The 21,943-nt window shown below is 39.5% G+C and carries 23 protein-coding genes; 8 read left to right on the top strand and 15 right to left on the bottom strand.

Annotated elements, in window-relative coordinates; genetic code table 11:
- Nucleotides 1–3 precede the first annotated feature (3 nt).
- Nucleotides 4–1,812: a cache domain-containing sensor histidine kinase gene (locus tag AC1D69_RS18700; protein WP_495457658.1), complete on the top strand. Its 1,809-nt coding sequence runs from the start codon at nucleotides 4–6 to the stop codon at nucleotides 1,810–1,812.
- 121 nt (nucleotides 1,813–1,933) lie between these two features.
- Here AC1D69_RS18700 and AC1D69_RS18695 read toward each other — a convergent pair whose 3' ends face one another.
- The gene (locus tag AC1D69_RS18695; protein WP_495457657.1) at nucleotides 1,934–2,692 is read right to left on the bottom strand and encodes an SDR family oxidoreductase; all 759 of its coding nucleotides are present in this window, start codon (nucleotides 2,690–2,692) and stop codon (nucleotides 1,934–1,936) included.
- A gap of 192 nt (nucleotides 2,693–2,884) precedes the next feature.
- On the opposite strand from AC1D69_RS18695, the gene AC1D69_RS18690 reads away from it, so the two are divergent.
- Nucleotides 2,885–3,502, top strand: coding sequence for a TetR/AcrR family transcriptional regulator (locus tag AC1D69_RS18690; RefSeq protein WP_495457656.1), 618 nt, complete (start codon nucleotides 2,885–2,887; stop codon nucleotides 3,500–3,502).
- Nucleotides 3,503–3,778: 276 nt separating this feature from the next.
- On the opposite strand, the gene gnd is transcribed toward AC1D69_RS18690, so the two are convergent.
- Both gnd and zwf read right to left on the bottom strand, forming a co-directional pair.
- On the bottom strand, nucleotides 3,779–4,672 hold the full coding sequence (gene gnd / locus AC1D69_RS18685; RefSeq protein WP_495457655.1) for a phosphogluconate dehydrogenase (NAD(+)-dependent, decarboxylating): 894 nt from the start codon (nucleotides 4,670–4,672) through the stop codon (nucleotides 3,779–3,781).
- Nucleotides 4,673–4,698: 26 nt separating this feature from the next.
- Nucleotides 4,699–6,213 (bottom strand): glucose-6-phosphate dehydrogenase, encoded by a 1,515-nt coding sequence (zwf, locus tag AC1D69_RS18680; RefSeq protein WP_495457654.1) that lies wholly within the window; start codon nucleotides 6,211–6,213, stop codon nucleotides 4,699–4,701.
- Between the two features lie 285 nt (nucleotides 6,214–6,498).
- Here zwf and AC1D69_RS18675 point away from each other — a divergent pair, with 285 nt between their 5' ends.
- A complete protein-coding gene (locus AC1D69_RS18675) occupies nucleotides 6,499–6,819 on the top strand; it encodes a winged helix-turn-helix transcriptional regulator (protein WP_495457653.1) in 321 nt (106 codons plus the stop codon).
- Between the two features lie 102 nt (nucleotides 6,820–6,921).
- Here the strand turns inward: AC1D69_RS18675 and AC1D69_RS18670 are convergent, their stop codons facing one another.
- Genes AC1D69_RS18670 through AC1D69_RS18645 form a run of 6 tightly spaced genes read right to left on the bottom strand, consistent with a single transcriptional unit; the run spans nucleotide 6,922 to nucleotide 10,643 of the window.
- Nucleotides 6,922–7,605: a DNA alkylation repair protein gene (locus AC1D69_RS18670; RefSeq protein WP_495457652.1), complete on the bottom strand. Its 684-nt coding sequence runs from the start codon at nucleotides 7,603–7,605 to the stop codon at nucleotides 6,922–6,924.
- Nucleotides 7,606–7,637: 32 nt separating this feature from the next.
- On the bottom strand, nucleotides 7,638–8,255 hold the full coding sequence (locus AC1D69_RS18665; protein WP_495457651.1) for a DNA-3-methyladenine glycosylase family protein: 618 nt from the start codon (nucleotides 8,253–8,255) through the stop codon (nucleotides 7,638–7,640).
- Nucleotides 8,256–8,292: 37 nt separating this feature from the next.
- Nucleotides 8,293–8,652, bottom strand: coding sequence for a YbaK/EbsC family protein (locus AC1D69_RS18660; protein ID WP_495457650.1), 360 nt, complete (start codon nucleotides 8,650–8,652; stop codon nucleotides 8,293–8,295).
- Nucleotides 8,653–8,679: 27 nt separating this feature from the next.
- A complete protein-coding gene (locus AC1D69_RS18655; RefSeq protein WP_495457649.1) occupies nucleotides 8,680–9,498 on the bottom strand; it encodes an SPL family radical SAM protein in 819 nt (272 codons plus the stop codon).
- Nucleotides 9,476–10,057: a methylated-DNA--[protein]-cysteine S-methyltransferase gene (locus AC1D69_RS18650; protein WP_495457648.1), complete on the bottom strand. Its 582-nt coding sequence runs from the start codon at nucleotides 10,055–10,057 to the stop codon at nucleotides 9,476–9,478. Before AC1D69_RS18650 ends, AC1D69_RS18655 begins: the two co-directional genes overlap by 23 nt.
- Nucleotides 10,041–10,643 (bottom strand): bifunctional transcriptional activator/DNA repair enzyme AdaA, encoded by a 603-nt coding sequence (locus AC1D69_RS18645; RefSeq protein ID WP_495457647.1) that lies wholly within the window; start codon nucleotides 10,641–10,643, stop codon nucleotides 10,041–10,043. Before AC1D69_RS18645 ends, AC1D69_RS18650 begins: the two co-directional genes overlap by 17 nt.
- Before the next feature lie 255 nt (nucleotides 10,644–10,898).
- Between AC1D69_RS18645 and AC1D69_RS18640 the strand changes: the two genes are divergently transcribed.
- Nucleotides 10,899–11,639 (top strand): spermidine synthase, encoded by a 741-nt coding sequence (locus AC1D69_RS18640; RefSeq protein WP_495457646.1) that lies wholly within the window; start codon nucleotides 10,899–10,901, stop codon nucleotides 11,637–11,639.
- A gap of 68 nt (nucleotides 11,640–11,707) precedes the next feature.
- On the opposite strand, the gene AC1D69_RS18635 is transcribed toward AC1D69_RS18640, so the two are convergent.
- Entirely contained in the window at nucleotides 11,708–12,256 is a 549-nt protein-coding gene (locus tag AC1D69_RS18635) for a superoxide dismutase family protein (protein ID WP_495457645.1), read from the bottom strand.
- A gap of 263 nt (nucleotides 12,257–12,519) precedes the next feature.
- On the opposite strand from AC1D69_RS18635, the gene AC1D69_RS18630 reads away from it, so the two are divergent.
- Both AC1D69_RS18630 and AC1D69_RS18625 read left to right on the top strand, forming a co-directional pair.
- On the top strand, nucleotides 12,520–13,401 hold the full coding sequence (locus AC1D69_RS18630) for an iron-containing alcohol dehydrogenase (protein ID WP_495457644.1): 882 nt from the start codon (nucleotides 12,520–12,522) through the stop codon (nucleotides 13,399–13,401).
- A gap of 79 nt (nucleotides 13,402–13,480) precedes the next feature.
- Nucleotides 13,481–13,642, top strand: a complete 162-nt coding sequence (locus AC1D69_RS18625; protein WP_495457643.1) for a hypothetical protein — start codon at nucleotides 13,481–13,483, stop codon at nucleotides 13,640–13,642.
- A gap of 160 nt (nucleotides 13,643–13,802) precedes the next feature.
- Here the strand turns inward: AC1D69_RS18625 and AC1D69_RS18620 are convergent, their stop codons facing one another.
- Complete coding sequence (locus AC1D69_RS18620; RefSeq protein WP_495457642.1) at nucleotides 13,803–14,255, bottom strand: hypothetical protein; 453 nt, start codon at nucleotides 14,253–14,255, stop codon at nucleotides 13,803–13,805.
- Between the two features lie 306 nt (nucleotides 14,256–14,561).
- On the opposite strand from AC1D69_RS18620, the gene AC1D69_RS18615 reads away from it, so the two are divergent.
- A complete protein-coding gene (locus AC1D69_RS18615; protein ID WP_495457641.1) occupies nucleotides 14,562–14,894 on the top strand; it encodes a hypothetical protein in 333 nt (110 codons plus the stop codon).
- Nucleotides 14,895–15,007: 113 nt separating this feature from the next.
- Here AC1D69_RS18615 and AC1D69_RS18610 read toward each other — a convergent pair whose 3' ends face one another.
- The 3 genes from AC1D69_RS18610 to AC1D69_RS18600 form a co-directional block, all read right to left on the bottom strand.
- Nucleotides 15,008–16,318 carry an arsenic transporter gene (locus AC1D69_RS18610; protein ID WP_495457640.1) on the bottom strand — a complete coding sequence of 437 codons (1,311 nt, stop codon included), beginning with the start codon at nucleotides 16,316–16,318 and terminating at the stop codon, nucleotides 15,008–15,010.
- 38 nt (nucleotides 16,319–16,356) lie between these two features.
- A complete protein-coding gene (locus AC1D69_RS18605) occupies nucleotides 16,357–16,683 on the bottom strand; it encodes an ArsR/SmtB family transcription factor (RefSeq protein ID WP_495457639.1) in 327 nt (108 codons plus the stop codon).
- Nucleotides 16,684–16,885: 202 nt separating this feature from the next.
- Complete coding sequence (locus AC1D69_RS18600) at nucleotides 16,886–18,043, bottom strand: metallophosphoesterase (protein ID WP_495457638.1); 1,158 nt, start codon at nucleotides 18,041–18,043, stop codon at nucleotides 16,886–16,888.
- A 132-nt stretch (nucleotides 18,044–18,175) separates the two neighbouring features.
- Between AC1D69_RS18600 and AC1D69_RS18595 the strand changes: the two genes are divergently transcribed.
- Complete coding sequence (locus AC1D69_RS18595; protein ID WP_495457637.1) at nucleotides 18,176–18,538, top strand: DUF423 domain-containing protein; 363 nt, start codon at nucleotides 18,176–18,178, stop codon at nucleotides 18,536–18,538.
- A 129-nt stretch (nucleotides 18,539–18,667) separates the two neighbouring features.
- Here AC1D69_RS18595 and AC1D69_RS18590 read toward each other — a convergent pair whose 3' ends face one another.
- Nucleotides 18,668–21,874 carry a bifunctional cytochrome P450/NADPH--P450 reductase gene (locus AC1D69_RS18590; protein WP_495457636.1) on the bottom strand — a complete coding sequence of 1,069 codons (3,207 nt, stop codon included), beginning with the start codon at nucleotides 21,872–21,874 and terminating at the stop codon, nucleotides 18,668–18,670.
- Nucleotides 21,875–21,943: the final 69 nt, after the last annotated feature.

Raw genomic sequence — 21,943 nt, 5'->3', positions numbered from 1 at the left:
CCATTGAAGAACACGGGTCGACCCACGAATCCTATGCGTATGAGGCATGTAAATCATCAAATTTTTGTGCTTATGATCTTAACCATTACCGTTCCGCTATTAGTCATCTCTGCTATTATCTATATATTTTCAAATCAAGCTGTCAAAAACGAATATCAAAGCAATTCTAATCTTATTCTTAACAATCTATCATTTAATATTGATCAATACCTTCAAAGCATCGAAAAAGGAACTCTGAATGCCCAGCTTGATAGTGAGCTTCAAGCAGCACTTGAACATTGGACCAATCATTCTAGCAACAGTAATGATCAAAGTATCCAATATGGAAATACCATTGAACGATTCATAAGCGCAATAGAAATGACAATCAAGAATGTCGACAGTGTTCAGATCTATGCAGGTTCTCGCGTATTCTACTCAGCCAATTTTAATCGAGCCGATTATGATGTGAAGGATTACACTACGGAAGAATGGTATTTGCGGACACAAGAGAAAATGGGTGGTGTGGTCCTCTTTGGTAGCCATCTCCCCTTCTATCGCACGAATTCGAAACAACCCGTCATTTCCATCGCAAGAGTAATTAATAAAAAAGGGAGTAAACAACCCATAGGTGTCATGCTGATCGATATCCGTCTCGATTCGTTACGAGAAATTTTAAAACTTTCCGAGGATAGTAAACGTAATTTTATTATTTTGGATGATCAGGGTGGTAATGTTTATAATTCAGATGTCGTACAAGCTCCTCCAAGTCAGCCAATCGAGATGGAGGGTCAGACGCTCCGGACTTTTATGAACCAAGATACGGGAAGCTTTTACGCTGATTTCGCAGGGATGGATTCATATATTAACTTCGTCACCTCACCCTATTCAGAGTGGAAGGTTATCCAATATATCGATGAAAATGAGATGACGAAACAAGCTAGCTTCCTTGGTAAAATCATTCTAACCTTAGCTCTCTTGTCACTTGCTACGGCTCTGTTGTTCATGTATATCCTATCCGAGCGTGTAACTAAACCCATTATCATCCTAAGTAGAAAAGTTAAAATGGTGGGTATGGGGAATTTCGATGTCGATCTAAGTAGTAACCGTCGCGATGAGTTCGGTGTGCTGTACAAGGGAATACGCAAAATGGTTGAAGATTTACAGAACTATATTGAGAGATCCTCCATGGCTAAAGCTCAACAAAAAGTAGCCCAATACAGAGCACTTAAGAGCCAGATCAATCCCCATTTCCTTGCAAATGTACTTGAATCCATTCAAATGAAGGCGGTCATTAATGGACAACGCGAGATAGGTGAGATGGTTGGGATTGTTGGAAGACTATTTCGAATTCATATCCAAAACGGGAAAGAAACCGTCACTCTCCAAGAAGAACTTGAGCATATTCGTCTGTATGTGAAGATTCAACAAATACGGTTCGGGGATAAAATTCAATATATAGAACATCTAGAAGCCAATAGTGAAGCATTACAAATGATGCACTTCTCCCTTCAACCGATCGTTGAGAATGCCATCGTACATGGATTGGAATGTCAAATTGGACCTGGGCTTCTTGAGGTATCATCAATGAAATCAGGAGAAGATATGCTGATTATTGTGAAGGATAACGGAACGGGGATGGATGAAGACAAGCTTAAGCAGTTACGTCACCGCCTTTCTCAACCCTCTGACACACTTGATGAGGAGCATATTGGAGTCAAAAATGTCCATGATCGTATTCAATTTTATTTCGGTGAAAAGTATGGCATTGAGCTGAGTAGTCAATTAGGTGAAGGAACGACCGTGATCCTGCGCCTTCCGAATCATAAATAAATCATGACAAAAATCCCCTTTAGGTCACTCTCACTTTCATGTAAACATGAAGTGTTCGTAGAGTATCTTATAGGGGATTCTTAATTTAACTATTCCTCATTCGCTTCTAACGAACAGGGACTTAGTATGCGCTCCAACCGGAATCTGCTGCGATAACCTGACCATTCACGAAACTAGAGTCATCAGAAGCTAAGAACAATGCAACGGTAGCGATCTCTTCTGATGTACCGATACGTGGATTAATAGCCATCCCAAGCTGTTGACGTGAAGCGCCCAATTCATTAATATTCGTCATGGCAAGATGGATATTAGTACCAACGCCACCAGGAGCGATTGCATTACAGCGAATACCTTTTTCCGCATACATAAAGGCTGTGTTTTTAGTTAAACCAACAACAGCATGTTTAGAAGCCGTGTAAGAAGCTCCTGCACGTGCGCCAAATAGTCCACCAGCAGAAGCGATATTGATGATCACACCGTTTCCTTTTTCTAAGAAGATAGGCATTACTTTACGTGTTGAACGCATAACACTCGTTGTGTTAATCGCAAAAATGCGTTCCCACTTATCATCTTCAACATCTCCCGCAGGTTCAAAATTATCCATAATCCCCGCATTATTTATTAAGATATCCACGGTGCCATATGTACTCACAGTTGTATCAATTAGAGCCTGAATATCTGCTTCTACAGCAACATTCGTCTTAATAGCAAATGCTGTTCCTCCATTTGCCTTGATTTCCTCAACGGTGGTGTTTGCTCCATCTAAGTTCAAATCAGATACGACTACCTTAGCACCTTCCTTAGCGAAAAGGATAGCAATCGCCTTTCCCATACCAGATGCTGCTCCAGTTACTACTGCCACTTTGTCATTGATTTTCATAATTCATCCTCCAATGTGTTCAAATTTAGATACTGTTTTAGCATTATCCAACAGATGTTCATTATTTTAAATCTATTTATAGTATAATGAAGTATATTAAATTTATACAACCATCAAATGAAGGGTTTTTGTTGATTTATCAACATTTAATGCATATCTGTTTACTATTCATACGATAGAAAGGAGAATATTATGAGTAGCCACACTACTGGCCATGATAGAAGAATTCACAAATCAAAGTCAGCGTTAAAAGAATCACTCCTTTCCCTAATTCAAGAGAATGATTTCAGAGGAATTACCATTACCGATATTGTGAATCGTGCAAACCTTAATCGGGGGACATTTTATAAACATTATCAATATAAAGAAGATCTTATGGATGAGATCATTAATGATGTTATGGCTGATCTAGTTGCATCCTATCGTGATCCTTACCGAGACATTGAAATTTTTGAGATTAAATATCTTACTTCTTCTGCCATCAAAATTTTTGAACACGTCCATCATCATTCCGATTTTTACACTCTTATATTAAAAACGAATCAATTATATTATTTACAAAATAGAATTTGTAGTGAGTTAAAAAAGCTATTTTTATATGACTTTTCCAGTTCACAGTTTTCTCCTACATTAAATGGTGAAATTCTTGCAAGTTATCAAGCTCATGCTATCTTTGGGATCATGACAGAATGGATTCATGGCGGGTTTAAACACTCTCCTGATTACATGGCCCAGCAGTTATTAGAAATAGCAAATTATTCTACCTCAGATGGTATTTTTAAGATCAATACCGATGTTAAGAATAAATAAGCGAAGCGAAAAGAAAAGGAGTTGCGCTGTTAGCGCAGCTCCTTTAGTTATCACGTTGTTGTTTACTTGACTACATTAGCGTTCTGGTATCTTATCGGCTTCCTGTTGGATCAACTGATAAAAAATAAAATTCAATAAGACTAGTTAAATTAAATCAAATCATTATGATAATTTAACTTAATCTTCAGAAAAACCCGGTAATCTATGTGATTACCGGGTTTAACGTTTGATCATTATTGAATTTATTATGAAATACTTGATACATATTTAAGTTACTTATTTCTTCTCTACAGCATGTCCACCGAATTCGTTGCGAAGTGCTGCCACAACTTTACCTGTAAATGTGTCATTTTCTTGCGAACGGTAACGCATTAACAAGGACATCGCGATGACTGGAGTAGCAGTCTGTAGATCGAAGGCTTCTTCAACCGTCCATCTTCCTTCACCAGAAGAATTCATAACCCCTTTAATATCTTCCAACTTCGCATCCTTCGAGAAGGCATGCTCCATCAATTCGATTAACCAAGAACGAATAACGGAACCATTGTTCCATACACGGGCCACTTTCTCATAGTCGAAGTCGAAGTCACTTTTCTCAAGAACTTCGAATCCTTCACCAATGGAAGCCATCATGCCGTATTCGATACCGTTGTGAACCATTTTCAAATAGTGTCCGCTACCTGCTTTGCCTGCATACAGATAACCGTTCTCTACTGAAGTATCACGGAATAATGGTTCAACAATAGCCCAAGCTTCTGGATCCCCACCAATCATATAACAAGCACCATGACGTGCACCTTCCATACCGCCTGATGTACCAACATCCATGAAGCTTATACCGATTTCTTTGAGCGCGTCATGACGACGGATCGATTCTTTATAATGAGAATTCCCAGCCTCAATAATAATATCTCCTTTAGACATAAAAGGTGAAATCTCGCTGATTACGGAGTCAACAACATGATGTGGCACCATAATCCATACAATTCTTGGTGTTTCCATGGCTTGAACAAGTTCTTGCATATTTGTAGCGCTCTGTGCACCATAAGTTGTCATTTCTTCTACGGCTTTTGCATTCAAATCGAAAGCAACAACATCATGTCCGTGCTCGATAAGATTCTGTCCCAAGTTCATACCCATTTTTCCTAAACCAATTAATCCAACCTTCATGTTAGTGTCCTCCAAGTTGTTATTATTTATTTATGGCTAGCTGAAAAAGCATATTCTTCTTTCACCGTAGTACTACTCTCAGTTGCTGAGTCCCCCAACCATTTAAATCCTTCAACGGCTAGCAGTTCATCTGAACCTTGAGGTCCATAAGAACCTGCAGGGTAAGTCTGTAGAGGAATTAGATTATCCTCATATGCATTAAGGATAGGTTCTACCCATTTCCATGACATTTCCACTTCATCCCAATGGGCAAAGAATGTTGAATCTCCATTCATCGCATCGTGAATTAACTTCTCATATGCTTCAGGTGCATTTTTTTTATTCGAATAACAATCCATGCGTACTGGTTCTAATTCACCATGACTGTTTTTCTTGTTTAGTTGAATAAACATGCCTTCATCTGGGCCAATTTCAATTACAAGCAAGTTAGCCGTATTTTCTTGATCATCTAAGGTTTTATTTGTTAATGGTTCTTTAAACTCAATAACAATCCTTGTTGACTTTTCCTTCATTCTTTTTCCTGTGCGGATGTAGAAAGGAACACCCTTCCAGAAGAAGTCATCGATCCACAAACGAGCTGCAACAAATGTTTCTGTAGAAGAGTTAACAGCCACACCAGGTTCATCGATGTATCCATCAACAGATGTTCCTTGAGATTCACCCGCTACATATTGACCGCGAACGACGTTATCAACAACATTCTCTAGTTGTAAAGGACGAAGTGACTCCATCACGGCTTTCTTTTTAAGTCGGACCTTGTTAGCATCCCCCTGTTTAGGTAATTGCATGGCAATCATCATTAATATTTGTAGCATGTGATTCTGGAACATATCCCGTAATGCACCAGATTGGTCGTAATACCCTGCTCTCTCTTCAACGCCAACAACTTCATTTGCCGTAATTTGAACGTTAGCAATATAATGATTCGACCATAAGGCTTCAAGAATTGGGTTCGAAGATGTAATAACCTCAAGGTTCTGTACCATAGGTTTCCCAAGGAAATGGTCAATACGGAAAATCTCATCTTCTTCAAATGATTTACTGAGATTTGCATTCAACTCTTGAGCTGATTTCAAATCGCGACCAAATGGTTTCTCAATGATCAGGCGTTTCCATCCTTTTGTTGTACCCAGCCCACTATCTTTAATATTCATGGCAATGACTTCAAATAATTCTGGTGAAACCGATAAGTAGAACATACGATTCTCAGTAAGATTTAACTCTTGTTCTCGTTGAACGACTAATTGATGTAGTTTTTGATAATCTTCTATATTGTTTACATTTAATTGACTGTAACGGAACGCACGAAGGAAAGCTTTCATGGTATCGGGGTTGTCCGGTGCGTTTCTAGAGAATGTATTTAATGATTTCTCAACAAGTCCTTGAAACACATCGTCAGGAATTTCTTTTCTTCCTAAACCAATAACAGAGAAAGAATCTGGCATCTTTTTTTCAATAAATAAATTATATAATGCAGGGTATATTTTTCTTTTCGCTAAATCCCCTGTCGCTCCAAACAAGACAAATGACATGGTGTCCAAATATATTCCTCCTAGTTAATTCATTCGAATTGCAACCATATAGCGTTTATGATATATAATTACTTTAAGTTAGTTGTTAATTTAACATTCCCAATATTAAACCTCTAAATTACTTTAGTCAACATAAAATTGTCTAACATGTGAACTTGCAAAAAAACTATATTTAACAGCGCTTTCTTTGTTATACTTTGATAATAAAAGATTTATTTACCTTAATAAAATGTCATCTTATAAAATGTAAACGGTGTATAATTAATAACCAACGAAAGAAAGGTGAGAATAACAATGAGTGATGAAATACATCCCAAAATCCTATCTGAACAAATCGAACGTGCCTACCAAATTCTTGAGAAAAAGTGGGTTACTCTAATTATTCATACGTTGATGGAGGAACCAAAACGGTTTAGCGAAATTCATTCATTTATTCCAGATTTAAGTAAACGAATGCTTAATGAACGCATCAAGAAATTAGAAGAGGTAGGGATTATTAATCGAAATGTCCTTATGGAACATCCCATTAGAGTCGAATATTCTCTAACAAGAAAAGGAACGGAATTAGGAAGAGCGCTCAATGCTGTGGAGAATTGGGCTATGAAGTGGTTGTAAAGACGTGAATCGTCTAATCTAGCGATATGCGGACTACGCAAAAGAAAAAGAGACATCCACTATTGAATGTCTCTTTGGAGGAACACATATTAGCAATCGGTGTTATTTCCGTTTCATACTACGAATGATGTTTTTAGAATCTTGATCAACACGGTATGATTCTATAATCTTTTGCAAGGCCTTATTGAACGTGAAATCATCGAGAGAGTTATTTTTTAAATAAATCATGGTTGGGATAGGTTGCTTCACGTAACACATGGATATTGCCCATGCGACAGCCATTTTCACATAATACCCGTCGTGTTGGATATTATCTAACCCTAGTAGTACTTGATCTATATAGTGTTCTTCGATATAGAAATTTAACAACATAACGACACCGAATCGGATTTCATATTCTTTATCTGAGGTTAACAAAGGCTGCAGATAATCCCATACTTCCTTCTTATTTGTCTTGGTGAATTTGAGACCTACACAGAAACTATCACATACCGACCAATTATCAATTTTAGGTACGAATGCAGTAACATACCTCAATATCTCTTCGATATCTGCTTTTACATAACCGATGACCATTCCTTGCAACATGACTTCCTCAAAGTAATCACTTTCTGCATGTTCTAGATAATTACGCCAATCTCCTGAAGCTATTCTTTTAGCTAGTTTACGTAGCTCTGGTAGACGCACACCCATAACATTATGAATATTCGGAATAAGCGCGGAACTGAATTTCTGATATTCTTGCTCAGCTAACTCGAGTAGCTGTTCTCTAATGGTCATGTCCATTTGTTGTCCTCCTTAAAGCAAAATTTCTCATCCTATTCAAAAGAAATGTTCCATAAATATATGGAAGCAATTGAACCATAAGGGGAATATCTATGGCAGTATTGTTCGAATTCTTCTTTTGAAATGCTGTTAAGACCATATAACTTCATCATTCCTCGCCGAATGGCCACATCTCCCCAACTGACCACGTTACGTCGTTCCATCGAGTTAATGAGTATCATTTCTGCTGTCCATTTACCTACACCCTTTAAGGTCATCAGTTTCTGAATAACCTCAGCATCAGATAGATCATGTAGGTCTTCTAAATGTAAGGCTCCCGTTGCAATTGCATGAGCAATTTGTTGTATGGAGATGGCTTTTCTCATGGTCATTCCACATGCTTGAATATCATCAGCGGACTGCAAAGCGATATTACTTGGAGATATTTCACCTAACTGTTCCTGCATTCTGTTCCATATTGTGTGAACCGCCTTCGCAGAAATAAGTTGAGCCACAATCGCATAAATGAGCGCAGTGAATAGATCAGGAATGATGGCGCGTTCGATCTTACCCAACCTAGTCATCGCTGCTCCCAGATTTGCATCTACACTTTTTAAGTAATCCATTTCTTCTAACCCATAGTCAAAGGTTTTCGTTATTACCTTTTGCAATGAGATCCCCCCTGGGCGGTATCTTTTACGTGTGATTCTAACTTATTAAATCGACAAACTCTGCAGCAACGACTTCTTTTAGCTGATGTGGATTCAGTTCCATCTGTAATCCGATTCTCCCAGCACTGACTAACACCTTGTCTAGTTGAGATGCACTTTGATTGATAAACGTCGGAAATCGTTTCTTCATACCTACAGGAGAACAACCTCCGCGTACATATCCGGTCCATTGTTGCAATTCCTTCATAGGTAACGTTTTAAACACCATTTCTGCTGGTTTATGGATTAGTGCTGCCAACGCTGCACCATGAATTTGCCCATCTTCGTTGTTATATTCAACCATTTCATAGGATACTTTATTCTTATCTAGAATTCTCATTGCATTGGTTTTACTCATAGATACTAACCTTCATTTCTTTGGTGATTAGGGTTCGAACCCCTTTTGACTTATGAATATCTGTTCTTCAGAAAAAACATGCTTGAAACAATCGTACACCATCTTATACACCGAAGGATCGTACCATTCTTCTATGCCTAATTCTTTATATAAGGAATCTATCTTTAAACTCCGATTTCGTTTACCCCCGCTACCATCTCCCATGAAATAATCATCGATACAGATTCGATCGACTATGGGTCTTAGTAAGTTTGCGAAATTCTCAGTACTCGGTAGCATAGGAGCAATCGTTGCTTGTGTTGGTACACCTGCTTCTTTTAACAATCGAAGTGTTTCAATTCTAGCCTGGATCGGGGGTGCATGGGGTGTGAAATATTTGCGGATATCCTCTCGGTCCGTTTCGATCGTCATACTTACTCGAACATGATCTTTAAGAAGCAATAATAAATCGATATCTCGTCGGACAAGCGGACTCCGAGTTTGCACAAATAGAAACTCAGGTGGATCTTCAACCATAACCTCTAGCAAGGAACGTGTCACCTTTTCAGAGTGCTCGATCGGTTGGTAAGGATCTGTACTCGATGACATGAATATTGAAACATCACCTTTGGATTTGGCACGCTTAAGCTCTTTACGGAAAATATCTGCTGCACCTTGTTTAATATCTACCCAATGCCCCCACTTCCCTTCACGGAAAGTAGATACCGGCATTTGACGTACATAACAGTAGGAGCAACCAAAGGTACACCCTGTATATGGGTTCAAAGAATGGGTATATCCAGAAAGAAATCCTGTTCCTTTATTGAGAAGTGTTTTAGGATTTTTATAGAGATATTCTGTTCTCATCTGTTAACTCAACATCTCCTATTTGGCAGTGTTCTGTCATACGTTGTTCAAGAAGTAGTAACTTGGTTTTCATATCTAACCCACCACGGTATCCGGTAAGTGTTCCATTCTTCCCAATGACCCGATGGCAAGGTACAGTGATTAGGATTGGATTCGCTCCAATGGCAGTACCGACGGCACGAACAGCGGCTGGCTTTTGAACGACATGGGCGATATCTGAATACGATTGAGTCTGTCCACAGGGGATCATACAGAGTGCGTTCCATACTGCAAGCTGGAATGGTGTTCCTTTCATATCAAAGGGCACTGTGAAGTTTCGTCTTGTGCCTTCTAAATATTCGATCAGTTCGTTCTTATAACCTTGTAATATCTCATCATCATCATCATGAAGTAATTCAGCACTAGGAAACTTCCGATGAACCCAATCGGCCAACTCTTCAAAAGGTTTATTTTGCGAACCCACATAACATAACCCGGTTGTGGTTGCGGCAATATATATATTCCATTCCTTATACGTAAGTAGCGTCCAATAAATCATGACATTAGATTTCTTTATCACAGCGATGTACCTCCACATGGTTTTCACTTGAATGAGTTTGCCGATAATACAAAGGAGTGAAGCCGGTCATTTTTCTAAATAACGTTATGAAATATGATGTGTTGCGAATTCCAATAAGTTGTCCCACATCTGCTATAGACTTGTCTGTCTCCAGTAAATACGCCTTAGCCTTCGAGACTCTAGTTAATTGAATGTATTCCACGGGGGTTATCTCTTTCAACCGTTTAAACGTTCGATGTAAATGGTATGGACTCCCATGACATATCTCTGCAAGACGTTCTAGTGTTAGATTCTCCATGTAATTACGGTCTATATAATCTGTGACAATCGTTACCCATTCATCATCAGGCAATCGTTGACCTGTAGGTTTACATCTTTTACATGGACGAAATTGCTCTGCTAATGCTTGATCTGCTGTTTGAAATATTTGGATGTTTTCTAATTTGGGAGGTCTGGATTTACAGGACGGTCGACAAAAGACACCTGTGGTCTTCACAGCATAATAAAATTGACCATCATAAGACGTATCATTCGATAGAATCGCTTCCCATTGTTCCTTAGACACCTTTTCGATCCATTTCACCATAACAGTTACCCTCCCTATTGAGAACATTATAACCACTTTCATAAACGTATGTACGCTTTTGGGAATATAAGAGCAAGATAACGATATGTATTACGCTGAAAACCATGATGTTGCTAAGCGTCTTGTCGTAAAAAAGAAGCTTGAAATAAATATCAACCTTTGAGACTTGCATGGCATCACTTGTTGATCTATCGTTAACTTTATGACTATATTCAATAATCTTACCACCGTACTATCTTAAAGGAGGTCGATGACTTGCAATTACTAGAAAAGGTAATAACCGATAATCATGAAATAGAGGTCTGTGATACGACTGAATTATATGGTGAGAAAGGGAATTTCCGCGTACTTCAATTCTCTAATGAAGCCATTCAAGGTGCCATGGATCTCAATCATCCAGAACGCGTGATATTTGAGTACCCTAGAGCAATTATCCATCTTATGGAGTTCAATGATCCCTCGTCTAGGGATATATTTCTCATTGGTCATGGCATCGGAACGATAGTTAACTACTTTTCAGACAAACAATTTAAAGTAGCTGAGCTTGATATGAACGTGGTTGAGCTTAGTAGACGATATTTCGGGTATAGCAAAGATAATGTGATGATCGGTGATGGACGGCAACTTCTTGAAGCGGAAGAAACAGATCATTATGATGTGATTATTGTCGATGCATTCACGGATAAGGGCACACCAAGCCAACTCGTATCCAAGGAATTCTTAGGTGTGACAACAGACAGACTCCATTCCCATGGCTCTATCATTATGAATCTCATTGGTAGATCGGGTCATGATAACCTCATCAATGCTATCCATTCAACGCTTAGTGAGGAATATAGCTATACCAAAGTATTTGCCCTTCCAGCAGAAGGTCAAACAGATACTCAAAATATCATTATGATCGGTAGTTCCCAACCTATCGGTTACCAAGCTCGAAATATGGCAGGGTTTAATGAGATTGTTCTGGATGAGGGTCATATCATTTGGGATAAATGAACGAACGATGGATGCAAAAAAAACAATCCTGAGGAGGTGTCCTCAGGATTGTTTCTACCTATTTCATATTATTCTTGAATGGCTCCACAAGCGATCCGATCCCCGGAATTACCTGATGGGTCTGTTACATAATCATCCGCTTTCTCATGAATGATTATCGATGTTCCACCTGGTTTCAATAGAGAGTTGGATGCACCCTTAGTTAAGGTTACCGTTTTGCTCTCCAAATCCGCTGTTACGGTTCCATCCTCTTTGACTTCGATATTCAACAAATCTCCAGCATGGAAGCCTTTTGGATTGTTAAAACCATGCTCTTTAAGATCAGGATTTAAATGCGCTCCCGCTGATTTAAAATCGGGTGCCTCACATTTTCCCATTTCATGAAAATGGATGCCATGTACGCCTGGCGGAAGATTCTTCGCTTCAAGGTGCACCTGAATGCCCTCAGACTTTTGTGTAATGACCGCTGTTCCTATCTTTTCACCTTTAGAATTAATAATATTTGTCTTAACCTGCATCTCTTTGGAATCTGCGAATGCCGCTGGAATCACGAAAGCAGCGACTAATAGTACCATACTTAGCACTCCAAGCGAGATATACACTATATTTTTCTTCATAACCTATTCGTCCTCCTTTATCTGGTTGGGTTTTCCTATTTAGGATTACCTTTTTCCAATAAAAGAAAACGTGACTACATAAAATGAATTCTGTTTAAAGATACGATTAATTTAGCGCTGCGCTGTCACGCTAACTCTAATCACTTATTATCTATCACCAATGTCACCAACCAGCATACTCCATCAATAATTAGGTAAATACTATAAGGTAGACGACTCATGTCGAAAATGAAAGACTAATTAAACTATTGGAGGCATTTACCATGACCGAATTCGTCAAATCAATTACTTCACCCAGCAAATTCCTTTCCGGACGTAACCTACTTTCCAAATTGAATGACTACATCAAAAATTATGGAGATAACGTTTATATTATTTGTGATGAATTCATTCTAGACCGTGCCAAAAAGGAAGCGGGTTCGTCTATTGAAACTGCCGGTGGAAAAGTAACTTTCGAGAAATTTAATTATGAATGTACAAAAGAAGAAATTGAAAGACACCGTGAATCCGTTCGCAAACTAGGTGCTAATATCATCGTTGGGATCGGTGGTGGTAAAACATTAGATACAGCCAAAGCTACCGCTTATTATGAAAAGTTACCCGTCGTTATCTTCCCTACCATCGCTTCGACCGATGCCCCATGTACAGCTCTAGCTGTTATATATAAAAAAGATGGTTCATTTGATGAATATCTCTTCTTACCTAAGAATCCTGATATTGTCCTAGCGGACATCGAAATCTTAGCGGCTGCTCCATCTCGCTTTTTTGCAGCTGGGATCGGCGATGCTCTAGCAACTTATTTTGAAGCACGAGCATGTTACCAATCTAATGGAGATAATCTCGTTCTTATGAAACCTTCTACTACGGGACTTGGCTTAACTCGCTTATGTTATGATACTTTGTTGGAGAATGCTCCTAAGGAAGAATTAGAGACTGTGATTCAACTCATTAAAGACGTCCAACTCCCTCTCACTTTAAAAGACCTTGGTGTCGATAAATTTGTGGAATCGGAGTGGCGTCAAGTCGCTGAATTGTCATGCGCAGAGAATGACACGATGATTAATATGCCTTTCCCGGTTATACCGGATGATGTGTATAATGCCATTGTTGCTGCAAATGCGATCGCTGAATCCTATAAAGACTAACAGGGTGATCTTGTATAATCCTTACACCTTTCAGGGAAACTAATGGTTGTTCTTCCCCAATTGAAAAGGAGGTGTCTATATGAGCAACTCAAAGAATAACGAACCTACAAAAGCAGAAGTTCAAACAACGAAATTAAATAAATTACCTCTTGTCGGTAAATTCGAACCTGAATTCTCCGCTGAGGAAGCCGCAGAGGTGTTTGAAGAAACGCCTTCTACTGAGAAACATTCAAAGAATTAATAATGACCCATGATTGATCAATCTCCACCTACAACATCTTCATTGAGGTCATGCTTCATTCTCTTTCATCTGTAAACGAACTACACCATAAATACCTTCAGGGTTCCCTGAAGGTATTTATGGTGTAGATTATATAAAGCTATTTCTTATTCTACCTTATTTAAGGCGTTGTTCCTGCTGAAGCGTGTCCACCAAAAGCTACTGGCCCTGTTATTGTAATTGCCGGCCCTGTACCAGAATTGATAGCGTACATAGAATAACGAATTTCCCCCGTTACAGGCACTGCCGGTTGAAAATCTGCAGCATGAACGTTAATAAGGTTATTTCCCGTTAACAAATCTTCCGTAGCCATGTAGATCACAGTACCTGAACCACTTACGCCAGTACCACCTCGCTCAATCGTGATCGTTACTTCATTTGCTGCAACGGTATTAACCCCAAGTGTTCCCCATAAGAGTACACGGACGTCTGTTTGATTGGGTGTACCGATAACCGCTACGACTTGTAAGCCGATATCCCCCAACAGTATCGTTGGTGTTGTTGGAAGTACGCCAACACCTGTATTTGTATTACTGAACTCTGAAGTACGTGAATCTAAGAATTGAATAGGCAATTGAATCACTCCTTTTACTATATTACCCTCCGGAAGGTATATTCTAATATATGAGATTCTTTCAAATGCGTTCTCATATTTTCATATAATGTGTTAACTTCCTCGTACATTTTTCACACCTAGATTTAGTTAGTAGCCAGTGCTTTAGTCTACCTTTTCAACAATCCACACAAAGATAGTTCATATACCTTAGTACTTTTGTCCAAGATATTCGTAACTTTGACCATATAATATGTTGATTGATTAAGTAATTTATACCTGAGTACATCGTTAAACCATTCTGTTTATAAAGGGAGGAGCATCATTATGTATATCATTAATCCAATGACTGAAGAAGGAATACGACCTCACATGGGCAAACAAGTGTGTGCTATGTTGTGTGATGGAACTTATTATTATGGAACCATTACAGATGTAAGAGATGGTCATTTAATTCTTAATGGAAATTGTAATCAAAGTGCATACGTATGTAGCGCACCAATGAAATCCAAAATGAAGTCCATTTCCAAAACAAAATCTATATCTAAAGGCAGAACTAAACCAGTATCCGTATCTGCTTTTTATCCTGGTTATGGCTACGGATATGGAGCTGGATTGGCTCTATCTTTAGGATTCCTTGCACTATTATTCTTACTTTAATCCAGTTACCCGATTTTTATATAACGTATATTATGAAAGAAAGAACCACGACTTCTTGGGCGTGGTTCTTTCATTTCTTCACGAATTTCTCGGCTACCTACATAACTTATCAATCAGATGATTATTAACCACAGATAAAGGCCTAATAATGTGAAGAACAACGTTGGAATCGTCAATATCATGCCTGTTTTAAAATACGTTCCCCATGAGATTTTCACACCTTTCGATGTAAGAACATGGAGCCACAATAGTGTTGCTAACGAACCAATCGGTGTAATCTTCGGACCTAGGTCGGAACCAATAACGTTCGCATAGATCAATGCTTCTTTGATCACACCTGTTGTACTCGTAGCATCTATAGCTAAGGCATCAATCATCACCGTAGGCATGTTGTTCATGATCGATGAGATGAATGCTGCAATGAAACCCATAGACATCGTGGCAACGAATAGTCCTTGATCTGCTGCTACTTGAATGACTTCGGATAATAAGTCAGTCAGCCCTGCATTTTTCAAGCCATATACGACGACATACATCCCGATCGAGAAGAATACAATCGCCCATGGTGCACCATTAACAACTTCTTTCGTCACTACATATGGACTTTTGCTAGCCATGAGCAAGAAGAGTATCGCAATGACTCCTGCAATGACAGAAACGGGGATATGCAATAGACCACTTGCAAAGTAACCTATTAGGAGTAAAGCTAGAACAATCCACGAAAGTTTGAACATTTTCTTATCCTTGATAGCATCGGATGGGTTTCTTAACTGCGTTGCATCAAAGGTTCTCGGAATACTTTTTCGGAAGAAGAAGTAGAGCACCAAGATACTAGCTACTAAGGAGAAAAGTGTCGGTACGATCATATGTCCAGCATATTCCATAAATGTTATACCAAAGAAATCTGCGGATACAATATTAACTAAGTTGCTTACCACAAGAGGTAGCGAGGTTGTGTCCGCGATAAAACCACTAGCTATAATAAACGGAAATACTTTTTTCTCATCAAAATGCAGAGCTCGTACCATCGCCAATACAATCGGAGTTAATATTAAGGCTGCACCATCATTCGCGAAGAATGCAGCAACGATTGCTCCAAGGATCGTAACCAATACGAACATCCGAATCCCATTTCCCCGAGCTGCTCGGGCCATATGTAGGGCTGCCCATTCGAAGAATCCTATTTTGTCCAGAATTAAAGAAATGAGAATGATAGCCACAAAAGCTAAAGTAGCATTCCAGACAATAGATGTGACATCCACAACATCATCAAGACTTACCGCCCCAACAAGCAATGCTAGAATAGCGCCCCCGCATGCGGACCAACCAATCGATAAATTTCTAGGTTGCCAAATGACAAAAATTAAAGTGATTACAAAGATAATAATTGATAGAATTACAGAACCCACTAACCTAACCTCCATTGTTGTATGAATCATTGCAACTGCTGTAGTTCATTATCTTACTCGCAAACAACGACAATCTGCGCCTTGTTCAATTGAGATAGTATGATCTTTGAATGTGGTAATTGATCAAGAACGGCTTGGATATAGGGCTTATCCTCAATATTCAATGAATAGTGTACCCATTGTCCTCGTTTACTCTCCTTCACGATCCCTAACTCCTTAAGTTTTCTTAAGTGTTGGCTTATCGCAGGTTGGGAAATTTCAAAAATGTCAACGAACTCACAGACACACCATTCCCGTTCTTTCAGAAGAGATAACATCGTAAGGCGTGTTTTATCACCTAATAGCTTCAAGCTGTCTACAATATTCGAAAGTTCCTCCATAGTACTCCCTCCTATCCATTCTTTTGATCATTCTTATTTACCTTTTATCCACCAGTATATAAGCACATGCTTATATACTATAGCTACATCACCAAATAAACAAGATATACATCTAATAAGCTGCCTCATCTAAAGTTCCGGAGGCAGCTTACAGCTTGAATCTTTTTCATTGTCTAAACAAATGGAATCTCGACCAATGCCATCAGATATCCGTCATTGCCGTTAATTCAACATCTAATCGAATGATCTCAGATCGGCTGGCAAGCCGAATTGGAGGTCCCCATGTGCCGAATCCTGAGGATACGACGACATGCATACTCTGCTTAAGCATATAACCCCAGTCTAACTCAAATAGTCGACGAGTCAACCAGTGATTGGGGGCAAATTGTCCACGATGCGTATGGCCGCACAATAGAATATCCGTTCCCGCTTCAGCCGCGATTTGAAATCCATAGGGTTGATGATCCATCACAATGATCGGTTTCGATGGGTCTGAATCCTGAAGTAACTCTTGTATACTTAATCTTCCTGCTGGATCCATGCTCTCAGCTGTTTTATCTTTCCGACCAGCAATCGTTATCGAACCGTTATCGATCGTAATGACTTCATCTTGAAGAACCTGAATTCCTGCTAATTTCATCTCGTTGACATATTGTTCAATATGCCCACCATAATACTCATGGTTACCCAATACCGCATACACCCCATAAGTAGCCTGTAACTGTTTCAGACTTTCCACCATATTATTGCGAATAAATGGCTCAATGGAGTCATCAATAACATCACCTGGTAACAGAATCAGGTCAGGTTTCATTTCATTTATTCCTGTGATGAGACGTTTGAGATGGCGGTTTCCTACAATATTCCCCAAATGAATATCGGATGCTACGGCAATAGTTAGTTTGCGATGTCCACCCGCTTTTTTCGAAATCGGTATAGGATAGGTCCGAAGAATGGGCGTCCAAGCATTAAACGTTCCCCAGAGCATGAGAATACCTAACACCACAATGGTCGTCCATCCAACAACAGGAATAACAACATGATTAGAATATCCTGCACTTCTTAATAACCATGCCGCAATATCTGCAACCGGAAATAAAATAATCATAAATTCCATTAGGGCAAAATAGTAAGAACCAACTACTTTAAGTAGGCGACCTACGGGATTATTGATCCACCATCGACCTAGTAAATACGAGATCACGATAATACAGAATACGATAGAAAACCAAACGATGGACAATGAAGCGATATAATGGGACAAGAATACATAGCTATTCCATCCAAGATAAGCATTTAAGCCTAAAAAGATGATAAGGATTAAACCAACCTGCACGATCATTCGTATTACTCGTTTCATCTGTGATTACATTCTCCTTTAAGCTAATTTTCTATTTGAACTCTTGAGTAAATAATATCGATTAATGCTAGTCTATTCAACTCTATAAATGATACACTCTGGTGGATAGCAATTTGTATAGGAGGAATACAGTTGAACACCTTATTACTACTCGGAAGTATATTGATGTTTCTCGCTGTTGCGTTAGGAGCATTTGGAGCACATGCATTAAAGAAGAAACTAACCCCGGATATGATGAAAGTGTACGAAACAGGTATTCAATATCACATCGCTCATGCACTTGGACTCTTACTACTAGGACTACTTGCAGCGCAATCATCCAACTCATCTCTGATCGTGATGGCAGGATGGTTTCTCTTCGCGGGAGTTATCTTATTCTCTGGAAGTCTTTATGCCTTAAGTTTAAGCGGTATACGTAAATTGGGTGCGATCACTCCTCTAGGTGGCGTTGCTTTTCTGGTGGGATGGGTTATGGTGGTCATTACTTTAATTTAATATTTCTTTTTACGTAAAAAAGAGGGTTCCCTAAGCCATTTTCATGACTTTTGGGACACCCTCTTTTCTGAATAACGTTTAATCACAATCACGGAATGATTAATTTTTCTTCTTACATTCCGCTATTTATTAAACGCGGGACCATACATCTTTGGCGTATCGACCCTCTTTTTGTAACTCATCTAACCACGCTTTGGATTCTTCTTCTGTTTTACCGTTCTCTAATTGATACGCATCTTGTAGTGCATGCTCAACATCCGGAGCCATTTCACTGCCGTCCCCGCATACATATATCATGCCGCCATGGTTCAGAATATCGATCAATTCGGTCGTATTCTGTTTGATTAAGTCTTGCACATACGTTTTAGGAGTTCCTTCCGTACGAGAGAAAGCTGTATGAAGTGTCACCACGCCTTCTTTCTCAAATTGCTCGAGTTCGTCGCGGTAGATATAGTCACAGTTATTCCTACATCCGAAATACAGGTGTGCGGATCCTAATTTCTTCCTTTCTTGCATTAAGGCTCTACGCGTCTGCAAGAAGCCACGGAATGGGGCAACTCCCGTTCCAGGTCCAACCATTATAATAGGTGTTGCAGGGTCTTCTGGCAGTGAGAATCCGGATTCTGGTGTTCGGACGAACATAATAATCTCTTCCCCTACTTGGCGTTCTGCCAAGTAATTTGATGCTACGCCATAGTATTCACCTTTACCGCTCCATGCCGAATCTTTTACAACACCTACTGTTATTGTTGCGATGTCCGGGTTAACTATAGGTGAGCTCGAAATAGAATAGTATCTAGGTTTAAGCGGTGGCAATAGTTCTAAGAAACGCTCAAATGGAATCTCACATGCTTCGTACTTCTCAACAAGATCTAACATGGTGATTCGTTTCATCAGTATTTGTTCCTTATAAGCCACTTCTTCTGTCATCGCTTCTAACTCACGCTTATGTGGAGGACAAGTTGTGTAGGACGCAAGCTCACGTAGTTGTGCTCTGGAAGCTGGCTCCTGTACTTCCACACTATGACTTAACAGTTCGTAAAGACTAACAGGTCGATCCAATGGTAGATGGGCCGCACTTCGTCCACTTGCCGTTAAGATGATTTGATCACTTTTGTTCAATCCGAAACGTTTCAGAATTCGATTGACGTTGACACTTCGATTACTTGGTAATACACCAAGGTGATCTCCTTCTCGATAGCTAACTCCTTCAGGGATTTTCACCTCAATATGTCGTGTATGACGTTCGCTATCTTCTGACTGAAGCTCATGGTTATCTAACACCGTCGCATGAACAGCGTCGTATGATTGAGCTAGTGGAGCACCTGCGATACCACTGACGAACTGAACATTAAGTGAAGTACGCTCTTTCTCCATCTTATGATCAAATGTCAGATCAAAAGCTTCCATCAAATCTACCCACATCTGTTCTCGCCATTGTTCTAAGTGCATCTCGAAGTCTCCGTTAGCATCTCCTTCTCCACGTTTAGAGAGCCTATTAGCCCCTTTGAGAGACATTTGATCATCTATAAATCTAGGCACATCCTGATACGTACTAGCCCAAGTGCGATCCCCACATCCAAACACAGCATAATTCACGCCTTGAAGTGAACCATTCTCGGTCTGTTCCAACCACTGCACGAATTCACGTGCATTGCTAGAAGGTTTACCATTATACGAAGCAACGACAATCAATACAGCACCCTCTGTTGGTAACTTACCGATACGCGAATTCAGTGTTGCTACTTCACATTGCACGCCATGTAATCGAGCGATATCTGCTAATTCACGTGCGATACTTTCTGCTGTACCTAGATTAGAACCATATAAGACTAATAAAGGTTTATCATTCACGCCAATGATGGAAGGGCGTTGTGATCCCTCATCGGTTTTATGTTCAGTTGCTGCTCCAGTAGCTTGAGCTGTTGCCATACTTAAAGATGGATCTACCACTGCGGCTTGTTCACGTTTACGAACATGGATTGTAAAGTCATCCGGTTTCAGCGTTAATGTTTCCTTGATCTTGAGCTCATAGTTCGAATAATCGATGAGTTCAAAATGTTTAAGTACCATCCCAAGCACTAGAACAGCCTCATGTAAAGCGAACTGTTGTCCGATACATGCCCGTTGCCCGTTACCAAACGGTTTATAGGCATTGATTGGCACTTTACTCTGATCCTCAAATCGTTCAGGACGGAACTCTTCTACATCATCGCCCCAAGCTTTGGTATCACGATGAAGTTTAGGGATAAGGACGTTCACACTATCCCCTTTCTTCATTGGCCATTTACCACCCAGCAACGTATCTTCCTTAGCATAAAGAGAGAACGCTGGAGCCGTTGGCCATAGACGTAATGCTTCATTTAGAATCATCCGTATATATTTCAGATCAACGACCTGTTTGTAGGTTGGCGTTGGATCTACTAGAATACGATCTACTTCTTCATACGCTTTTTGCAACTTATCCGGATTCTTCAAGAGATAATATATTGCAAATGAAAGCAAACCACTGGTTGTCTCGTGGCCGGCAATCAAGAACGTAATCATCTGATAGCGAATATTCTCGTCATCTAATCCTTCACCCGTGTCAGGATCTTTACTAGTTAACATCCGTGATAGTAAGTCTTCTGCTTCTTGTTCTCCGCTAGCTTTTCGTTCCGCAATAATCTTATCTACTAAAGAATTCAGCGTATCGATATCTTTTTTGTATTGACGTTTCGTCATGATCTTCAACTTATCCTGAATCTCTAATCGCGGAATTTGAGCCATTGCCTCATCCAACGCCCGCACCATACTAACGATAAATGGATGGGGTTGATCTCGATAGAAGCTATTGAACCGATAATTAAACCCACACAAACCAATGGTATCTAGTGTTAGACGGGTCATATCTTCTGGTACATTAATGTTCTCGTCAGGATTTAGGCGCAGCCATTTCTGTACAAGTTGCACCGCAATATCCACCATCATATTGTGGTAACCCTGCATAGCTCTCTGACTAAAGCTTGGAATCAGAATATTATGAGCCTTGTGCCAATTAGGTTCATCTGTCTCACTTGTGAACAATCCATCCCCTGTAAAAGCTCGGACATTCTTTAAAGGAGTCCATACCCGTTTATCAAAACGAGACTCATCACATACCTCCGCTACTAATTCCTCGCTTGAAATATAGACATTACTTTTCCCACCAGGTAGAACATTTCTAAAAATAGGACCGAATTCATATGAGAGTTTAAGTAACGACTGAATAGGCTGTTCTACGTTCAACAGCGGAAGATTACCTAATGGACCATATGTCTTAGGTTGAGGTATTTGAGGTTCCATATTATTATCCATTTCATTATTCTCCGTTCCTATTATGATTTTATAAAAAAGTGGTGTAAACCGTTGAATTAAGGCACGTAA

Source organism: Paenibacillus sp. Y301 (assembly GCF_059445505.1).
This window is presented reverse-complemented; position numbering and strand designations above follow the sequence as displayed.

Coding starts and splice junctions, on each gene's coding strand:
- AC1D69_RS18610 (WP_495457640.1), bottom strand. CDS start 16,318: ATGGAGGTTAGGTTAGTGGGTTCTGTAATTCTATCAATTATTATCTTT.
- AC1D69_RS18600 (WP_495457638.1), bottom strand. CDS start 18,043: ATGAAACGAGTAATACGAATGATCGTGCAGGTTGGTTTAATCCTTATC.
- AC1D69_RS18670 (WP_495457652.1), bottom strand. CDS start 7,605: ATGGACATGACCATTAGAGAACAGCTACTCGAGTTAGCTGAGCAAGAA.
- AC1D69_RS18645 (WP_495457647.1), bottom strand. CDS start 10,643: ATGGTGAAATGGATCGAAAAGGTGTCTAAGGAACAATGGGAAGCGATT.
- AC1D69_RS18655 (WP_495457649.1), bottom strand. CDS start 9,498: ATGAGAACAGAATATCTCTATAAAAATCCTAAAACACTTCTCAATAAA.
- AC1D69_RS18630 (WP_495457644.1), top strand. CDS start 12,520: ATGACCGAATTCGTCAAATCAATTACTTCACCCAGCAAATTCCTTTCC.
- AC1D69_RS18660 (WP_495457650.1), bottom strand. CDS start 8,652: ATGAGTAAAACCAATGCAATGAGAATTCTAGATAAGAATAAAGTATCC.
- AC1D69_RS18675 (WP_495457653.1), top strand. CDS start 6,499: ATGAGTGATGAAATACATCCCAAAATCCTATCTGAACAAATCGAACGT.
- AC1D69_RS18635 (WP_495457645.1), bottom strand. CDS start 12,256: ATGAAGAAAAATATAGTGTATATCTCGCTTGGAGTGCTAAGTATGGTA.
- AC1D69_RS18605 (WP_495457639.1), bottom strand. CDS start 16,683: ATGGAGGAACTTTCGAATATTGTAGACAGCTTGAAGCTATTAGGTGAT.
- AC1D69_RS18690 (WP_495457656.1), top strand. CDS start 2,885: ATGAGTAGCCACACTACTGGCCATGATAGAAGAATTCACAAATCAAAG.
- AC1D69_RS18590 (WP_495457636.1), bottom strand. CDS start 21,874: ATGGATAATAATATGGAACCTCAAATACCTCAACCTAAGACATATGGT.
- AC1D69_RS18695 (WP_495457657.1), bottom strand. CDS start 2,692: ATGAAAATCAATGACAAAGTGGCAGTAGTAACTGGAGCAGCATCTGGT.
- AC1D69_RS18615 (WP_495457641.1), top strand. CDS start 14,562: ATGTATATCATTAATCCAATGACTGAAGAAGGAATACGACCTCACATG.
- gnd (WP_495457655.1), bottom strand. CDS start 4,672: ATGAAGGTTGGATTAATTGGTTTAGGAAAAATGGGTATGAACTTGGGA.
- AC1D69_RS18625 (WP_495457643.1), top strand. CDS start 13,481: ATGAGCAACTCAAAGAATAACGAACCTACAAAAGCAGAAGTTCAAACA.